Here is a 15,208-nt window from a genome sequence, read left to right as displayed (position 1 = left end):
GCCAACATATGTTAACGGCCACTTTTGTTTCTCTCTCCTGCAAAAATATTTGGGCTGAAAGGCCGGGAACTAACCGATCCTCCGGATGTTGCGGAGTTAGTCAGGAGAAACGGACTATGTCGGACAAAGAAATTCATCGGGGCGCCTCGCGTTTTCGCCCTATCCGCGTCGTGGACGCCCGTGTGTTTCGCGGGCCGCACCTCTATAGCATGACGCCAATGGTCCAGATTCGGATCGACCTCGGAGCACTTGAGGCGTTCCCGACAGACAAACTGCCTGGGTTTTCCGAACAAATCGTCCGACTGTTGCCCGGCCTTGCGGGCCATGGCTGTAGCTATGGCGCCGCCGGCGGCTTCGTCCGCCGCATGCAGGAAGGAACCTGGCTCGGCCACGTCGTCGAGCATGTCGCCCTGGAACTGCAGAGCATGCTCGGTCACCGAGTAACACGAGGAAAGACACGGTCGGTCAAAGGCAGTCCCGGCACTTACAACGTCATGTTCGCCTACAAGGATGAGCTTGTCGGGCTGCTCGCCGGACGCGTCGCGCTCGAACTGGTGGACAGCCTGCTGCCGGCCAATCTGCATGGTGTCGAGGGGCTCGGCGACATTGCGGAAACGCAGGGGCCATTCGAGTTCGCAGCCAGGCTGCAGCAGCTCAAGCTTCTGGCCGCCGAGCGTGCCTTGGGGCCTACGACTGCTTCCTTGGTGCGCGAGGCCGAGAGGCGAGGCATTCCGGCGGCGCGGATCGACGACAGCAGCCTCGTGCTGTTTGGTCACGGAAAGCATCAGAAGCGCATCCGCGCCAGTTGCAGCGACCTCACTTCCGAGATTGCGACCGAGATCGCCTCGGATAAGGACCTGACCAAATTCCTGCTGCAACAGGCCGGCCTGCCGGTGCCACGCGGGGAGCTGGTGCGATCGGCGCAGGACGCAGTCGCGGCGGCAGCACGGCTGGGCTACCCCGTGGTCACCAAACCACTCGATGGCAATCATGGAAGCGGCGTCAACATCGGTCTGGCAACAGAAGACGAGGTCCGCTGGGGCTTCGAACAGGCGCGAGAACACAGCCGTAGCGTTATCGTCGAGCAGCATTTCGTCGGCTCGGACCACAGGATCCTGGTGATCGGCGGAAAGGTGGTGGCGCTTGCCGAGAGGGTTCCGGCCCATGTGGTCGGCGATGGCCGGAGTTCTGTCGCCGAGCTCGTCGAGGAGACGAACCGCGACCCACGAAGGGGAGAGGGCCATTCCTCGGTATTGACCCGCATCGAGATCGACGAATGTGTCGAGCATTTCCTGTCAAAATCGCAGCTCACCCTGGCGAGCGTTCCAGCGCCGGGTCAAATGGTGCTCTTGCGGCCCACCGCCAATCTCTCCACCGGTGGGACCGCGATCGACCGAACGGAAGAAATCCATCCCGAAAACGCGCTGATCGCCAGGCGGGCGGCACAGATCGTCGGCCTCGACATTGCCGGGATCGACTTCGTCTGTCCCGACATCTCACGGCCGGTGAGCGAAACCGGCGGCGGCATCATAGAGGTGAATGCCGGTCCTGGCTTTCGCATGCATCTCGAACCCTCGTCGGGGCGCGCCCGCAACGTCGCACGGCCCGTGCTCGATCTTCTCTTCAAAGGCGGCAAGGACGGCCGGATTCCGATCTTCGCGATCACGGGAACCAACGGCAAGTCGACCACTGCCCGGATGCTGGCGCACATCCTGCAGGCGAATGGGGCAACCGTCGGGCTCACCTCCACCACCGGCGTCTACTTGAACGGCGAGCGGATCATGACAGGGGACTGCTCCGGTCCGCAGAGCGCCAGGATCGTGCTGCGCGAGCCGGGTGTCGATGTCGCGGTGCTGGAATGTGCGCGCGGCGGCATCCTGCGCGAAGGGCTTGCCTTCGATGCATGCGATGTTGGCGCGGTTCTGAACGTCCACGGCGACCATCTCGGGCTGAGGGGCATCGACACGATCGAGGACCTGGCGGAGGTGAAATCGGTCGTGGTCGAGTCCGTCCGCCGCGGCGGATGGAGCATTCTTAATGCCGACGACGTCCACACGTCCGCAATGTCGCGAGATGCCGGCGGCAGGATCTGCTACTTCTCGCTGGCGAGCAGGAGCGAGTGGCCCGGTTTCTTGCGCAGCCACCTGGCGGAAGGCGGCCGCGCCGTGACGCGGGAGCCCAGCAGCGACGGCTGGGACATTTTCATCCACGAGGATGGGGAATCGATGTTCCTGATGAGCGTCGACGAAATTCCCGCGACCTTCGAGGGTTCGGCCGAATTCAACGTTGCCAACAGCCTGGCAGCCGTCGCTATGGCGCATTGCCACGACGTTCCGGCGGCAACGATCCGGGCGGCGCTGGCGGAGTTTGGCACCTCGTTCGAGCAATCTCCCGGTCGCCTCAACGTCTTCGACGGGCATGGTTTCCGCACGATCGTCGACTATGCGCACAATCCGGAGGGGCTGAGGGCGCTCGGAAAGCTCGTTTCCCACATGAGGCGCGGCTATCAGCGCACGATCGGCCTGGTCGCCATACCGGGCGACCGCCGCGATTGCGACATCCGCGAGATGGGCGCGATCGCTTCGCGGATATTCGACGTCATCGTCTTCAAGGAGGATGAGCAGGAGCTGCGCGGCCGAGCCCCCGGAGCGATCGCCGGCTTGCTGCGGGAAGGTGCCTTGAACGCCGGCTGCGCCCCAGGCCGCATTCACGCCGTCTGTCCCGAGAAGGAGGCCGTCGACGTGTGTCTCCGGCTTGCACGGGAAAACGACCTTGTCGTGCTGACCGTCGACGACGTTGAAGCCGTGTGGCGGCAAGTAACCGGCTTCGGAGGCGCGACGCCTTCGAGGGGAGGGCCCGATCAGACCCATATTCGCCATCTGAGGGCTGGCTGATGTGGTCGCTGATCCTGCACGGCGGCGCCAAGGAGATCGATCCGCAAGAGGAGGAGGCGCATCGCAACGGATGCATCGAGGCGCTCGAGGCAGGTCGGGCCGTCCTGGCCGGCGGCGGAACGGCGGTCGATGCCGTGGAAGCTGCCGGTCGCGTCCTCGAGGCCGACCCGACATTCAATGCGGGATATGGAAGTGCCCTCAATTCGGACGGCGAGGTCGAGATGTGCGCTGGCCTGATGGAGGGCAGGGACTTCAATGTAGGTGCCGTCGCAGTGATCAAGGGCGTGCGCCATCCAATCAGTGTCGCGAAGGCCATGCTGCATGAGGAGCCGATCCTGCTGGCGTCGGAGGGGGCCCGGCGTTTCGCCGCCGACAAGCAGCTGGAGCTTTGCGATCCGGCGGATTTGATCACGCCGCAGCAGCGCGACGCCTCCAGCAAGTCGGAGGCGAAGGATACGATCGGTGTGGTTGCCCTGGATCAGTACGGGGACATCGCCGTGGGCACTTCGACCGGCGGACTGGACGGCAGTGCTCCGGGTCGTGTGGGGGATTCTCCGCAACCCGGTTGCGGCTACTATGCCGACAACCAATTGGGAGCCGTCGCCTTCTCGGGAGACGGTGAGCATATTGCGCGAAAGGCTCTCGCGGCCCGTGTCATGCAGGCACTCTCGGCGCGGCAGGCATTGTCCTCGGGGCAGGCTGAAGGCGGCCTGGAGCAGGTGCTGAATCCCGCGCTCAAGGAAGTCGAGGCGATCGGCGGCGAAGCCGGAGCCATCGTGCTTACCGCGACCGGCGTGTCTGGATGGGCGCATAACAGCAGGGAGTTCGCAGTCGCATTCATGACCAGCGAGGACAACCACCCACACGTTTTCCTGCGCAAGAAAGACGTGGACAAATGACCGACAAGAAGAAAAAACGATCCTCGAACGGTAAAGCCGGAACGCTCGTCATCATCGGCGGCCACGAGGACCATGATGGCGATCGTGTCATCTTGAAGGAGGTGGCGAGCCTGGTTCCGAACGGCCGCCTGGTGCTTGCCACCATCGCGTCTCATGAGCCGGATGGCTATCTCGAGAAGTATCAGAGGTCCTTCGGTGAACTGGGCATCAAGGATGTCATCGAGCTCTACGTCAACGACCGCCTCGAGGCAGCTCATGAAACGAAAATAAGTGCGCTCGCAGACGTGAGTGCGGTGTTCTTCTCCGGCGGCGACCAGCTCCGGATCACCAGCCAGATCGGCGACACGCCCATCGACGAGCGGGTGCACGAAATCTATGAAGCCGGAGGCGTCATTGCCGGCACCTCCGCGGGCGCGTCGGTCATGAGCGACACGATGATGGTGAAGGGGCCGAACGCAGCGTCCTTTCGGATCGGCCACATTCGGATGGCGCCGGGACTGGGCCTGCTGCCGAATGTCATCATCGACCAGCACTTTGCGGAACGGGGCCGCATTGGGCGGCTCATCGGGGCGGTGTCGCAGAACCCGCGCGTCCTCGGCATCGGCATCGATGAAGACACGGCGATCGTGGTGAAGGGCGAGATGTTCAAGGTCATCGGCAGCGGCGCTGTCTATCTGGTCGATGCAGCCGGCGTGACCCATTCCAACATCGCGGAAGGTGAGCCTGATGCCGCCCTTTCGATTCATGATCTGAGGGTTCACGTGCTGAGCTCAGGCGATGCGTTCGATCTCGCGCTGCGACGGCCGGTGGGGCTTCCGTAAGACTTCGCCACACTCAAGCTGATGGTGTGGCGCGGTCCGCGTACCGCGAAAACCGCATATATGAAGCAGTTCTCCTATTTGAAGTCGCCCAACCAGGATTGTCGCGTTGTGGCAGGCCCGGCAGGATTACAGACGGCCTCTCGTCGGCTCGAATCCCGCAAAGCTGAGACCTTCGCTCGCCCGGCGTTCTGCCGGGCTAACCCCGCCGGCGACTGGCCTGAATGGCAGCAAAGGTTACCGGACGAAACCCCCAGGCGTCGACGCCGACATCATGCTGGCGCGTCATCGGCTTCAGACGACCGTGCGAATGACCGTGCAGGTTTACCGATCTCTTGCCGATCTGGTTCCAGGTGCGAAAAGGATAGTGACACAGAACCAGCAAGCGGCCCTCGACAAGAAGCTCCATGTAGTGGTGCACGCTCGCCCAGGCCGGGTCGCCAATGGTGGCGGCGCTGTCATTGTTGCCAATAATCAGGTGCTTGGACCCGTTAAGAGACGACAGCAGTGAAGAGACAGTCTCGGCTGGACCCTTGGCGAAATCGCCGAGGTGCCAGACCTCGTCGTTCGGGCCAACCGTTTCGTTCCAAAACGCAACCAGCGCCTGGTCATGCTCGACCAACGAGGCGAAGGGACGCCGGTCGAGGCGCAGAATGCGCGGATCGTTGAAATGCGTATCGGAAGTGAAGAAGATCATGCGCCGCGGCCGGCTGCGATGCGCGATTGGCGGTCGCCTCTAACTGCCGGAGCGCTCTTCGGCTTCATCATCGATCCCGATCGGGGCTTCCCTGAGCATCTTGAGTGCCTCTTCCTTCGTAAGGCCGCACTTGCGCGCGAAGTAGAGCGCCTCGATCGCCTTTTCGCGATCCGCCGTGGATTTTGCGTGCTGTTTGGGCTTTTTGCCCATCGTTCTCTGCCACCTTCCGAGGCCACCAAACCATCACAGTGCCGCGTTGTTCCCGTGCATGGGCTGACCTGCCGGACTGCGCGAATGCCGATGTCGCCGACACCGCGCGAGCCCCAGACAGCGCGTATATCAGCCGGCTCGCGACAACGGCGGAGCGACTCCAACCCCGACAGCGTGAATTCAAACGAAAGCCCGCGCCGTGGGAGGGGCCGGCGCGGGCGATCGGGCTACCGATCTTGCAGCGCGGGGGTCGACCGCTGCATGGCTCGAACTGTGCAAGCGAGCATTTGTTCCGGGCCGCATGCAAAGCATCGGCGTTTCATTGCAATTCTGGGGGACAACAACCAGCATTTCGCTTCAGTCCGCCGCCGATGTAGGAGGATGAATACCGCCTTGCGCTAATTCGTCCGCCCTGGACACGAAACCAACCGCGCATTGAGCGCGTAGCTTCGGCGATTTAAAAACACCTGCACTGGAATATTTCCGGGCGCATGGAACATCTCCGGCCGCTGATGTTTAGGCCGGAATGACGATGATCTCTGTTCTTACAATGATTTACTCTCTCGCCATCTTTATCGGCGCGAAGCGGCGCAACCTCTTGGTGAATGCGAAACTCGATAGCGTTTTGCGCAATATGGCTGGCGCAGAACTGAATCAACGTGGCCAGTAAACCGCAACACCGCCGGTTCCAGTTCACAGCCAGTGTCCTCGCGGCCGCTACCTCGGTTCGGGTGGCAAGCGGCTCGGCAGGACTGCAAGGGCCGCCCCCTCTGGGCTGGCTGGTGCACGGTCGATCCGATTTAGTCGATGACGGCGGGGCACGATGCTCCCGCAGTGCGCCGTGCTGGCTCGAATTGCGGGACCAAGTCCAAGATTCGCGCACGGGGCACGCACCTTTAGGTCCGGCCCACGCGAGTGGCTTCGGAGGACCTATCCATGAACGATGATGATCCTATAGATTCGCTCGCCAATGCAATTCGTCATCGCAGCGCAATTTTGTTTGTGGGGGCGGGGGTATCGATCAGCGTCGGACTTCCGTCTTGGGAGAAACTCATCGAGCGAATGGCAAAGGAGCTCGGCGTCGACGATGAATTTTCCACGCGACGCGATCGTTTTCAGACCTTGGCCGAATACTATCGGATCAAGCATGGCAGTATCGGACCACTTCGCAGTTGGATGGACAGAAACTGGTCTGTCGCCAAGGAACGGATCGAGAAATCGGAATTGCACCGACTCATCGTGACGCTCGATTTTCCCGTCATCTATACGACGAACTATGACCGGAACCTGGAACTCGCTTTTGAAATCCACGGTCGAGAGTACGTGAAAGTGGCCAACGCACGGCACGTTGCGCAGGCCCGTCGAGGCGTAACGCACATCGTGAAATTTCACGGCGACTTTGACGAGGACTCTTCCCTTGTCCTCACCGAAACCGACTATCTTGACCGCCTGTCCTTCAATTCTCCCCTTGATGTCCGCTTTCGCTCCGATGCTCTCGGCAGCACGATCCTGTTCATTGGCTATAGCCTCTCCGATCCAAACATCCGGCTGCTGTTGCACCGGCTTTGGCAGACCTGGCACCGGTCTGGATATGAGAAAGATCGTCCCCCTTCGTTCATCTTCATGCCCAGCCGCAACCCTGTGGAGGAGGCCGTGCTTGGGCGCTGGGGTATTTCGGTGCTCGTTGGCGCAGGTGATGATCCTGAAGCCGGTCTGACGGACTTCCTCAGGCGTTTGGTGGAAGCGGTGGGGGTGACCTGAGGCGCGCTCCCCAGTGGACTGCAGTTGGGTTTTCTCAGGTGCGCGGTGACCGACGCACCAGGCGGTGGCCGACAGGCACCAGATCAGCGACTGTTGGAGCTAGGACTTCCACAATCAATCCCGCCGCGATCATCTTGGCGTGAAGTCGATCTCCGGCGTCAATTGCCGGCAATATGCACAAACAAGGTCAATCGTCGTTTGCACATCATCCAGGCAAACAACTTCGGACGGGGTATGCATGTAACGCAAAGGCACGGAGAGCACTCCACTTGCCACGCCGCCTCGGTTCTGCTGCATGACACGCGCGTCGGTAGGGCTTGAGCTGCCCACCGCCTGAAGCTGATAAGGTAGGCCCTCTTTCTCGGCCACCGACTTCAGCAGATTGAACACCACCGGGTTGGTGTTCGCGCCTTGAGTGATTGCCGGCCCTTTCCCAAGGTCCAGTTTGCCCTGATCCTCGGCGCGAGCGCGCGGATAGTCCATCGCCACGCCCATATCGATTGCGAGGCCGGTTCGAGGTGCGATGTTGAACGCTGAGGTCATCGCGCCTCGGGACCCAATTTCCTCTTGAACCGTACCCAGGATATAGAGGCCCACGCCGGGGTGAACGCCTCCCTCCTCGGAGAGGCAGCGCAGGACCTCGGCGCCGATGAGGAGGCCAACCTTGTTGTCGAACGCTCGTCCGACAGCAAGGTTGCCCTGTAGCGCCGCAAACTCGCCGTGGATAGTGATCGCGCTGCCGACCTCTACGACCTTCAACGCTTCCTCTCGCGAACTCGCGCCGATATCGATCCATAGTTCCATCAGCGAGGGAGTTTGAGATGTGTCAGAGGCTTTGAACGTCTGGATTGCTTTGCGACCTACGACGCCCAGGATCGGCTCCTTGCCGTGCACCCAGACACGCTGGCCGATTTCAGTGGCAACGTCCGTTCCACCTATGGTGCTGAAGAAAAGAAAGCCGTCATCGTCGATGTAATGGACGATGAAGCCGACCTCATCCATGTGCCCGGCATACATGAAGCGCACAGACGCCTCAGGATTGATGATCGCCGTGACATTGCCCATGACGTCCGTCGTCAACCTGTGGGCATACGGACGAACATACTCGCGGAAAAGCTCCGCTACGGGTTGCTCAAAGCCGCTCGGCGACGGGGTCGCCACAATTTCCTTCAAGAACTTGAGTGATTCATCGCGCATCAAGCTGACTTTCACGGTTCAAGGGGTGGAGGGCCATTCGAGCATGATCATACTCGTCGGGCCTCGCGCCAATTTTGGCCTTCTTCGGTGCGATCGCCCGCGAATTGGTCAGCCCAAGGCAGGTTGTGGAGCCAGGCTTCGCGCCGGGGGGTCCAAAGCTCGTATGTCGGGAGAAGGTCGTTTGGCGCATCGTCGAGAGTGCCGATCATGATCTCGGCTTCGTCGTCGCGGAGATTCACCACGCGCGACCCGCATGCCGGACAAAAACCTCTGCCGTTGAACGCCGCAAGCTCGCCCTTGCACTGGTAAGCCGACCGCGGCCACACGGCAAAGGCACTGTAGGTGCTGCCGCTAGTTCGCTTGCAATCCTGGCAATGACACAAGCCAACGCGCAACGGCGCGCCGGTGACAACATACCTCACAGACCCGCAAAGACAGCCGCCGGCCCGCTCTATCTTGTCAAACTCGTCGTTCATGGTCGCCGCCGACATGAGTGAGGCAAGCGTGTTTGACTCCGCTCTGCCGTTTGCATCGAGGCATCAAGTTAATGGGCAATGTCTTCAACAAGGCCTAGCTCCAAAGCTCTTGCTGCCACCAGGTAGCAGCTGTTCAGGGCATGGTCGCGCAGCTCTTCCAGCGATGTTCGAGAACCTTCGACGAGATCGGCGAACCCTTCATTCTCGAGTCGCTCTGCCGTTTCCAACAGCGCAAGTTGTTCGCGAACGATCTGAAGACAGCTTCGAATTGGTCCATTCAGAACCAAGTCTTTCTCAAGCCTTCTTTCATGAATCAGCAGGACTGCTTGCGGGCAAAGGAACCTGCAGGCTTTCGGGAAAGCGGCAAGGACCGTTACCCCGGCAGAGTAAACCGTATTCTTGCCAATGATGTAGCCGTTGCGGCCCGAGTGTTTCAGAAAAAGTTTGAACTCTAGAGCTAGACGTCGCGCGCCGTCGGCGTCGCCTCCGGGCGTGTCGATTTCAACGTAGAGATCGTCTTCCCCGGAACGCACGGCTTTCAAATCGTCCAAGGCTTTGGTGACGACAGTGTCATCAATCAAGCCGTGTATACGCAAGTTTGGATCGAACAAAAGCCGGTGAAGGTCTGGAGCGGGCGGCGGGGAGACGGTGTGTTCGGCAGACTGGGGCAACAGGTCCATATAGGCATCCTCATTATGGGGGCCGAACTTAGTTGGTACCCTTTTGTTCCCTTGAGGGAGTTCGAGCGGTGGTGATCACAGCCGCGTCTCTCGGCGGCTGTGGAGCTCCCTCTTTCATTGCAGATCCTTTTCGCACCAGGCCCGGTAGAGGCACCTCAGCCGCTAGGTTGGCTCCATGGGCATATCGGGCATTTGCCGGAGCTGACGCAGTCGCTTTGCTGATTTCTGCCACGTCCGGGACCAGTCCTGTGGACGGTTCAACTCGACGGCCTCAATGGTTCCCGGCTGCTGCCTTCCGGACCCCCGCGGTCGGGCTATTTTTCCTGGCCGTGCCATTTTTCCGGGGGGCTGAAACAAACAGCTTTGTTGGCAGTTCTAGCGTCCGGAGCACCGGCTCCGCGCGGCGCGGCCGAGCGGCCGGGGCTGTCCGGCAGGAGGTCCAGCAATGTCTCACGATATGCAAAGACGATTTGCAACGCGCTTGATCGCGATTGCGCTGATGCTCTCGGCCAGTGGCGTGGCGCCTGTCCTGGCCCAGGATACCCCGACCGACTTCACAGCGATCATCCAGCAGAAATTGCCGGCCGTGGTCGCGATCACGACCCGGGAGGTTGTCCAGGACCAGACGACGGCGGGCGACTTTACAAGTCCGTTCGACGGCCAGGGCCTCGGACCCGTTCAGCCGCAGGTGAGGGAGGCGCTTGGCTCCGGATTTGTGATCAGTGCCGACGGCTACATCGTCACCAACAACCATGTCGTTGCCGATGCGACAGAGATCCATGTCGTATTTTCCGACAAGGAAACGGCGCCGGCGCAATTGGTCGGCCGTGACCCCGCCACCGATATAGCGGTGCTGAAGGTCGACCCGCGGCCCAACATGACCACGACCAAATGGGGCGACTCGGATGCAATGCAGCCGGGCGCATGGACAATCGCGATCGGCAGTCCCTTCGGGCTCGGAGGGACAGTCACTGTCGGCGTCCTTTCGGCCCGCTCGCGAGACATTCAAGCCGGGCCGTACGACGATTTTCTCCAGACGGACGCGTCGATCAATCGAGGCAACTCGGGCGGTCCGCTGTTCAACGCACGTGGCGAGGTGATCGGCGTCAACACCGCCATTGTCTCGCCGTCGGGCGGCAGCATCGGAATCGGGTTTGCGGTGCCATCGCGCACCGCCCAGAGCATCGCCGACCAGCTGATCCGAACCGGCCGGATCGAGCGCGGCTTCATCGGGGTCCGCCTGCAGGACATCACGCCGTCGCTGGCTGAGGCCCTCGGGCTTAGGGATGACAAGGGCGCGCTGGTTGCTTCGGTTGAGCCCGGCAGCCCGGCGGAGAAAGCCGGCTTGAAGCCGGGTGACGTGATCACCCGGTTCAACGGCAAGGGCATTGAGGGTGTCCATGACCTCACGCTTGCGACGGCTAGCCAGAAGCCTGGCAGCAAGGCCACTCTGACACGGAGTAACGGCGGCAAGGACCAGGAGATCGCGCTTGTCATCGGTGAGCGCAAGGATGCGGAGGTGAAGACCGGCGCTGTTCCCGACAAGAAGTCGGCGGCCGAAGGCCTCGGCCTATCCCTCAGCCCGATTCCGGATCAGGCGCGTCAGCAGCTAGGCATCAAATCAGGAACAACCGGCGTCTTCGTCGTGGAAGTGGTTCCCGATGGCCTTGCCGCCCGGAGCGGATTGCAGCCCGGCGATGTCATCATATCGGCCAACGATCGCCGCGTGACGGAGCCTTCGGATATCGTCGAGGAGTGGGCGAACTCTCGCCGGCAGAGCAAGCCCATCCTGTTTCGGCTGGAAAGGCAGGGGCAGTCCGTGTTCGTGGCGGTCGCCGGGAAATGACCGTCTCCAGGACGGCCATGTGACTGCACCACGATCCGCTTGCGGATCCGCTCCAAAGGCGCCGGAGCCCAGGTGCAACGGGGAAGCATCGCCGCAGAAAGTTTGCGGGATGCGCTCATTGGCCAGGCGCGCAACGCGCACTTATTCTGCAGCGTCAGAGCTCTTTTGAGCTCGTCGTGCTCGAGTGTGCTCGCCATCCTCAGGCAGTTTCGCGCCTTGCCGTAAGCCGTGCCTGGAGAAGGACGACGACGAGCAAAAACAGCCCGCGGATCACCGACTGCCAGTAGGCTGACAGCGAAATCCAACCCATGCCGTTTTCGAAGTTCAGGACGTTGAAAAGGATCCCGAGCAAGAGCACGCCGGCCAGCGTGGTCAACACCGAGCCCGAGCCGCCGGTCAGCAGCGTCCCGCCCACGACCACGGCTGCGATGGCAAACAGCTCCCAGCCGACGCCCTCGATCGGCTGGCCTGCGCCGAACTGAGAAGCGAGGACGACGCCGGCGAGCCCGGCCAGGCACCCGCTTGCGACATAGACGAGAAATTTGACGCGGTCAGTGCGCAGCCCCATCAGCCGCGAGGCATCCTCGCCACCGCCGATGGCCAGCACCGTCCGTCCCGTGCTGGTGTAGTTCAGGACCACTGAGCCGACCGCATAGGCAACCAGGGCGATGACTGCCGGAATCGGGAAAATCCAGAAATTCCCTTGGCCGATGGCGGTGAAACCCGAATCGTAAGACACCGAAACGGTCTGGTTGCCGGCCAGAAGCAGCGCCGAGCCGCTTGCGGCCAGCATGGTCGCAAGCGTGGCGATGAATGGCATCAGGTTGCCGCGCGTAACCAGGAGCGCGTTGATCAGCCCGGCTGCCAGGCCGGCGCCAACGCCCGCTGCAAGGCCTGCCACGATGCCGTGCGGGCTCGCCAGGGCCGACGCGACGCTGCCCAAGGCGGCGACGGAGCCGACGGACAGGTCTATGCCGCCGGTCATGATCACGAAGCACATGCCGAGCGCGACGAGCGCGAACATCGAGTTGTAGCGCAGAACGCTCATCACGTTGAAGAGGCCGAGGAAGCGGTCGTAGCGCAGGAATCCGAACAGGACGAGGGCTGCAAGCGCGATGACGACACCGTAAGTGCCGATGATGCGAACCAGTCTGGCGCTGTTCATGGATTACACCCGGTGTTGCTGCTGCAGCCAGACGGCGAATGCGATGATGCCGGCCTTGACGACGAGCGCAGCGGCGTCGGGCACGCCATTGGCGAGCAGCGTGTAGCGCACCAACTGGATGGTCAGTGCGCCCAGCAGGGTGCCGATGATTGTGGCCTTTCCGCCACTCAACAGCGTGCCGCCCACCGCGACCGCCGCGATGGCGTCGAGTTCCATGCCCAGCCCCACGAGATTGGCGTCGCTGGAGGAGTTGATCGCAATGACGACGAGACCGGCTAGCCCCGCGCACAGGCCGCTGATCGCATAGACAGCGAGCTTGATCCTCGATACGGCGATGCCGGCGAGTTCAGAGGCCTTTTCATTGCCGCCGACCGCCAGGATGCTTCGCCCGAACACCGTGCGGTGAAGGGCCCAAGCGGCCGCCGCAACCAGCACGGCCATGATGATGACCTGCGCGGGAATGCCGAGCGGGCGGGCAAGTCCGATCCACTGGAATTGCGGCACGCGGAAGGTCTGCAGATTGCCGTTGGTCATGACCTGCGCGATCCCGCGCCCGGCGATGAACAGCACGAGCGTTGCGACGATCGGTTGGATGCGGAAACGCGAGACCAACCAGCCGTTGAACAGCCCGAACAGGCCGGCGACGAGGATCGAGGCAACCATCGCGACGGCTACCGCCAGATAGATGTTTCCGACCGGGAAGATCGTGCCCATGAAGATCATCGGCGCCAATGCGCCGGAGATCGCCATCAGCGACCCAACCGACAGGTCGATGCCGCCGGTGGCGATCACCAGGGTCATCCCCACCGCGACGATCACAATCGTGCAGACCTGGGTCAGGTTGACGTTGAGTGTCTGCAGCGTCGCGAAATTGCGCGTATAGGCAAGGTTGAAGACGACCAGCAGCACAAGCGCGATCACCGTGCCGTAGCGCGCCAGGAAACCGAACACATCAAAGCGGCGGTTTCCAGCGTCGTTGGCTGCGGATGGTGTGGCCAGATCGCTCACGCTGCCTCCTTCGCCGCGCCGCCATGCGCCATCGCCGCGAGCACGTCCTCCTCGTTGGCTGCCTGGCCTTCCAGTTCGGCCACCCTCACTCCTTCGCGCAGCACGAATATGCGGTCGGCTCCTTCCATCACTTCCTCGAGTTCCGAGGAGATCATCAGCACGCCGAGCCCGTCATCGGCAAGCTTGCGGATTAGGCGCTGGATCTCGGCCTTGGCCCCGACATCGATGCCGCGTGTCGGCTCATCGAGGATGAGCAGCTTCGGGTTCATCGCCAGCCAGCGGGCAAGCAGTACCTTTTGCTGGTTTCCGCCCGACAGCTCGCGGACCTTCTGGTTAGGCCCCGAGCATTTGATGTCGAGTTCACGAATGAAGCGCTCGACGATCTCCTTCTGCCGGGCCTCGTTCAGGATGCCATTGCGGCTGATTTTCGGCAGCAGTGCCAGTGTTATGTTCTCCGCGACGGTCATTTCCGGCACGATGCCCTCGGCCTTGCGGTCCTCGGTGCAGAAGCCCATCCCTGCGGCGATGGCATCAGCGGCACGTGCGGGATGGTAGGACGCGCCTTCCATCGTCATCTCGCCTGCGCTCCGGCGGTCGGCGCCGAATACGAGGCGGGCTGTTTCGGTGCGGCCGGCGCCGAGCAAGCCGGCAAAGCCGGCGATCTCGCCGCGGCGCAGGTCGAAGCTCACGTCACGGACCAACTGGCCGGCTGCCAGCCTTTGCGCGGTAAACAGCACATCACCGATCCTCGACCGATCGCGTTCGCCGAACGCGGTCGCGTGGCCTTCGACGGCTGCGACGTCGCGGCCGAGCATGGCCGCGACCAGCTCCAGCTTGCCGATGTCGCTCATCGCCGCGCTTCGCACCGTGCGGCCGTCACGCATGATCGTGACCCGGTCGCAGACCTCGTACAACTCGTCGAGCTTGTGGCTGACGAACAGAACGGAGACGCCGTCGGCCTTGAGCTGACGGATAACGCTGAACAAGACCGAGACTTCACGCTCGTCCAGCGAGGAGGTCGGCTCATCCATGATGACCAGGCGGGCGGAAAAGCCGATGGCGCGGGCGATCGCCACCATCTGCTGCGTGGCGGTGTTGAAATCGCTGAGCGGGCGGCGCACGTCGATGCCGATCGAGAAGCGGCTGAGCAGGCGCTCGGCTTCCGCATGCATCGCGCTCCAGTCGAGCAGGCTGCGGCGGCGCTTCTCGCGTCCAAGGCAGATGTTCTCGGTGACCGAGCGCAGCGGTACGAGATTGATCTCCTGGTAGATGGTGCTGATACCGCTGACCTGCGCCTGATGCGGAGACCCAACCTCGAACGGCTTCCGTTCGAACAGCACCTGCCCCGCATCCCGGCGGTAATAGCCGGTGAGCACCTTGATAAGTGTCGATTTGCCCGCACCGTTCTGGCCGATGAGTGCGTGGATCTCGCCCGGAAGAACCTGGAGCGAGGCATCGGCCAGGGCAGGGATGCCGGCAAAACGCTTCTGGATGTCACGCATGTCCAGGAGCAGCGCGGCTTGGTCCGGCTGAGCGGTCATCGTCAAACTCCCAAAC

The 15,208-nt window shown here is 62.2% G+C and carries 13 protein-coding genes; 5 read left to right on the top strand and 8 right to left on the bottom strand.

Going from position 1 to position 15,208, the window contains the following annotated elements:
• The first annotated feature begins 8 nt into the window (after nt 1-8).
• From cphA to ACYG9R_RS26200, 3 genes are read left to right on the top strand one after another with little or no spacing between them, the layout of a single operon-like run.
• The gene (gene cphA / locus ACYG9R_RS26210) at nt 9-2,894 is read left to right on the top strand and encodes a cyanophycin synthetase (RefSeq protein WP_245260121.1); all 2,886 of its coding nucleotides are present in this window, start codon (nt 9-11) and stop codon (nt 2,892-2,894) included.
• Nucleotides 2,894-3,793 (top strand): isoaspartyl peptidase/L-asparaginase family protein, encoded by a 900-nt coding sequence (locus tag ACYG9R_RS26205; RefSeq protein ID WP_023738739.1) that lies wholly within the window; start codon nt 2,894-2,896, stop codon nt 3,791-3,793. Before cphA ends, ACYG9R_RS26205 begins: the two co-directional genes overlap by 1 nt.
• On the top strand, nt 3,790-4,614 hold the full coding sequence (locus ACYG9R_RS26200; RefSeq protein WP_023824884.1) for a cyanophycinase: 825 nt from the start codon (nt 3,790-3,792) through the stop codon (nt 4,612-4,614). The genes ACYG9R_RS26205 and ACYG9R_RS26200 overlap by 4 nt, the downstream gene beginning before the upstream one ends.
• Before the next feature lie 196 nt (nt 4,615-4,810).
• Here the strand turns inward: ACYG9R_RS26200 and ACYG9R_RS26195 are convergent, their stop codons facing one another.
• Nucleotides 4,811-5,308 carry a hydrolase gene (locus ACYG9R_RS26195; RefSeq protein ID WP_023738740.1) on the bottom strand — a complete coding sequence of 166 codons (498 nt, stop codon included), beginning with the start codon at nt 5,306-5,308 and terminating at the stop codon, nt 4,811-4,813.
• A 39-nt stretch (nt 5,309-5,347) separates the two neighbouring features.
• Nucleotides 5,348-5,518 carry a hypothetical protein gene (locus tag ACYG9R_RS26190; protein ID WP_023672674.1) on the bottom strand — a complete coding sequence of 57 codons (171 nt, stop codon included), beginning with the start codon at nt 5,516-5,518 and terminating at the stop codon, nt 5,348-5,350.
• 936 nt (nt 5,519-6,454) lie between these two features.
• Between ACYG9R_RS26190 and ACYG9R_RS26185 the strand changes: the two genes are divergently transcribed.
• On the top strand, nt 6,455-7,279 hold the full coding sequence (locus tag ACYG9R_RS26185; RefSeq protein ID WP_023696169.1) for an SIR2 family NAD-dependent protein deacylase: 825 nt from the start codon (nt 6,455-6,457) through the stop codon (nt 7,277-7,279).
• A gap of 129 nt (nt 7,280-7,408) precedes the next feature.
• On the opposite strand, the gene ACYG9R_RS26180 is transcribed toward ACYG9R_RS26185, so the two are convergent.
• From ACYG9R_RS26180 to ACYG9R_RS26170, 3 genes are all read right to left on the bottom strand, one after another.
• On the bottom strand, nt 7,409-8,476 hold the full coding sequence (locus ACYG9R_RS26180) for a M42 family metallopeptidase (RefSeq protein ID WP_023824886.1): 1,068 nt from the start codon (nt 8,474-8,476) through the stop codon (nt 7,409-7,411).
• 47 nt (nt 8,477-8,523) lie between these two features.
• Complete coding sequence (locus ACYG9R_RS26175; protein ID WP_050590559.1) at nt 8,524-8,952, bottom strand: GFA family protein; 429 nt, start codon at nt 8,950-8,952, stop codon at nt 8,524-8,526.
• Nucleotides 8,953-9,020: 68 nt separating this feature from the next.
• Nucleotides 9,021-9,632, bottom strand: a complete 612-nt coding sequence (locus tag ACYG9R_RS26170) for an ATP-dependent Clp protease proteolytic subunit (RefSeq protein ID WP_023824887.1) — start codon at nt 9,630-9,632, stop codon at nt 9,021-9,023.
• A gap of 445 nt (nt 9,633-10,077) precedes the next feature.
• Between ACYG9R_RS26170 and ACYG9R_RS26165 the strand changes: the two genes are divergently transcribed.
• On the top strand, nt 10,078-11,478 hold the full coding sequence (locus ACYG9R_RS26165; protein ID WP_023824888.1) for a Do family serine endopeptidase: 1,401 nt from the start codon (nt 10,078-10,080) through the stop codon (nt 11,476-11,478).
• 199 nt (nt 11,479-11,677) lie between these two features.
• On the opposite strand, the gene ACYG9R_RS26160 is transcribed toward ACYG9R_RS26165, so the two are convergent.
• Genes ACYG9R_RS26160 through ACYG9R_RS26150 form a run of 3 tightly spaced genes read right to left on the bottom strand, consistent with a single transcriptional unit; the run spans nt 11,678 to nt 15,192 of the window.
• Nucleotides 11,678-12,643, bottom strand: a complete 966-nt coding sequence (locus tag ACYG9R_RS26160; RefSeq protein ID WP_023672667.1) for an ABC transporter permease — start codon at nt 12,641-12,643, stop codon at nt 11,678-11,680.
• A gap of 3 nt (nt 12,644-12,646) precedes the next feature.
• On the bottom strand, nt 12,647-13,651 hold the full coding sequence (locus tag ACYG9R_RS26155; protein ID WP_023726632.1) for an ABC transporter permease: 1,005 nt from the start codon (nt 13,649-13,651) through the stop codon (nt 12,647-12,649).
• Entirely contained in the window at nt 13,648-15,192 is a 1,545-nt protein-coding gene (locus ACYG9R_RS26150; RefSeq protein WP_023824889.1) for a sugar ABC transporter ATP-binding protein, read from the bottom strand. Before ACYG9R_RS26150 ends, ACYG9R_RS26155 begins: the two co-directional genes overlap by 4 nt.
• Nucleotides 15,193-15,208: the final 16 nt, after the last annotated feature.

This window comes from Mesorhizobium sp. RSR565B, from assembly GCF_054719465.1.
This window is presented reverse-complemented; position numbering and strand designations above follow the sequence as displayed.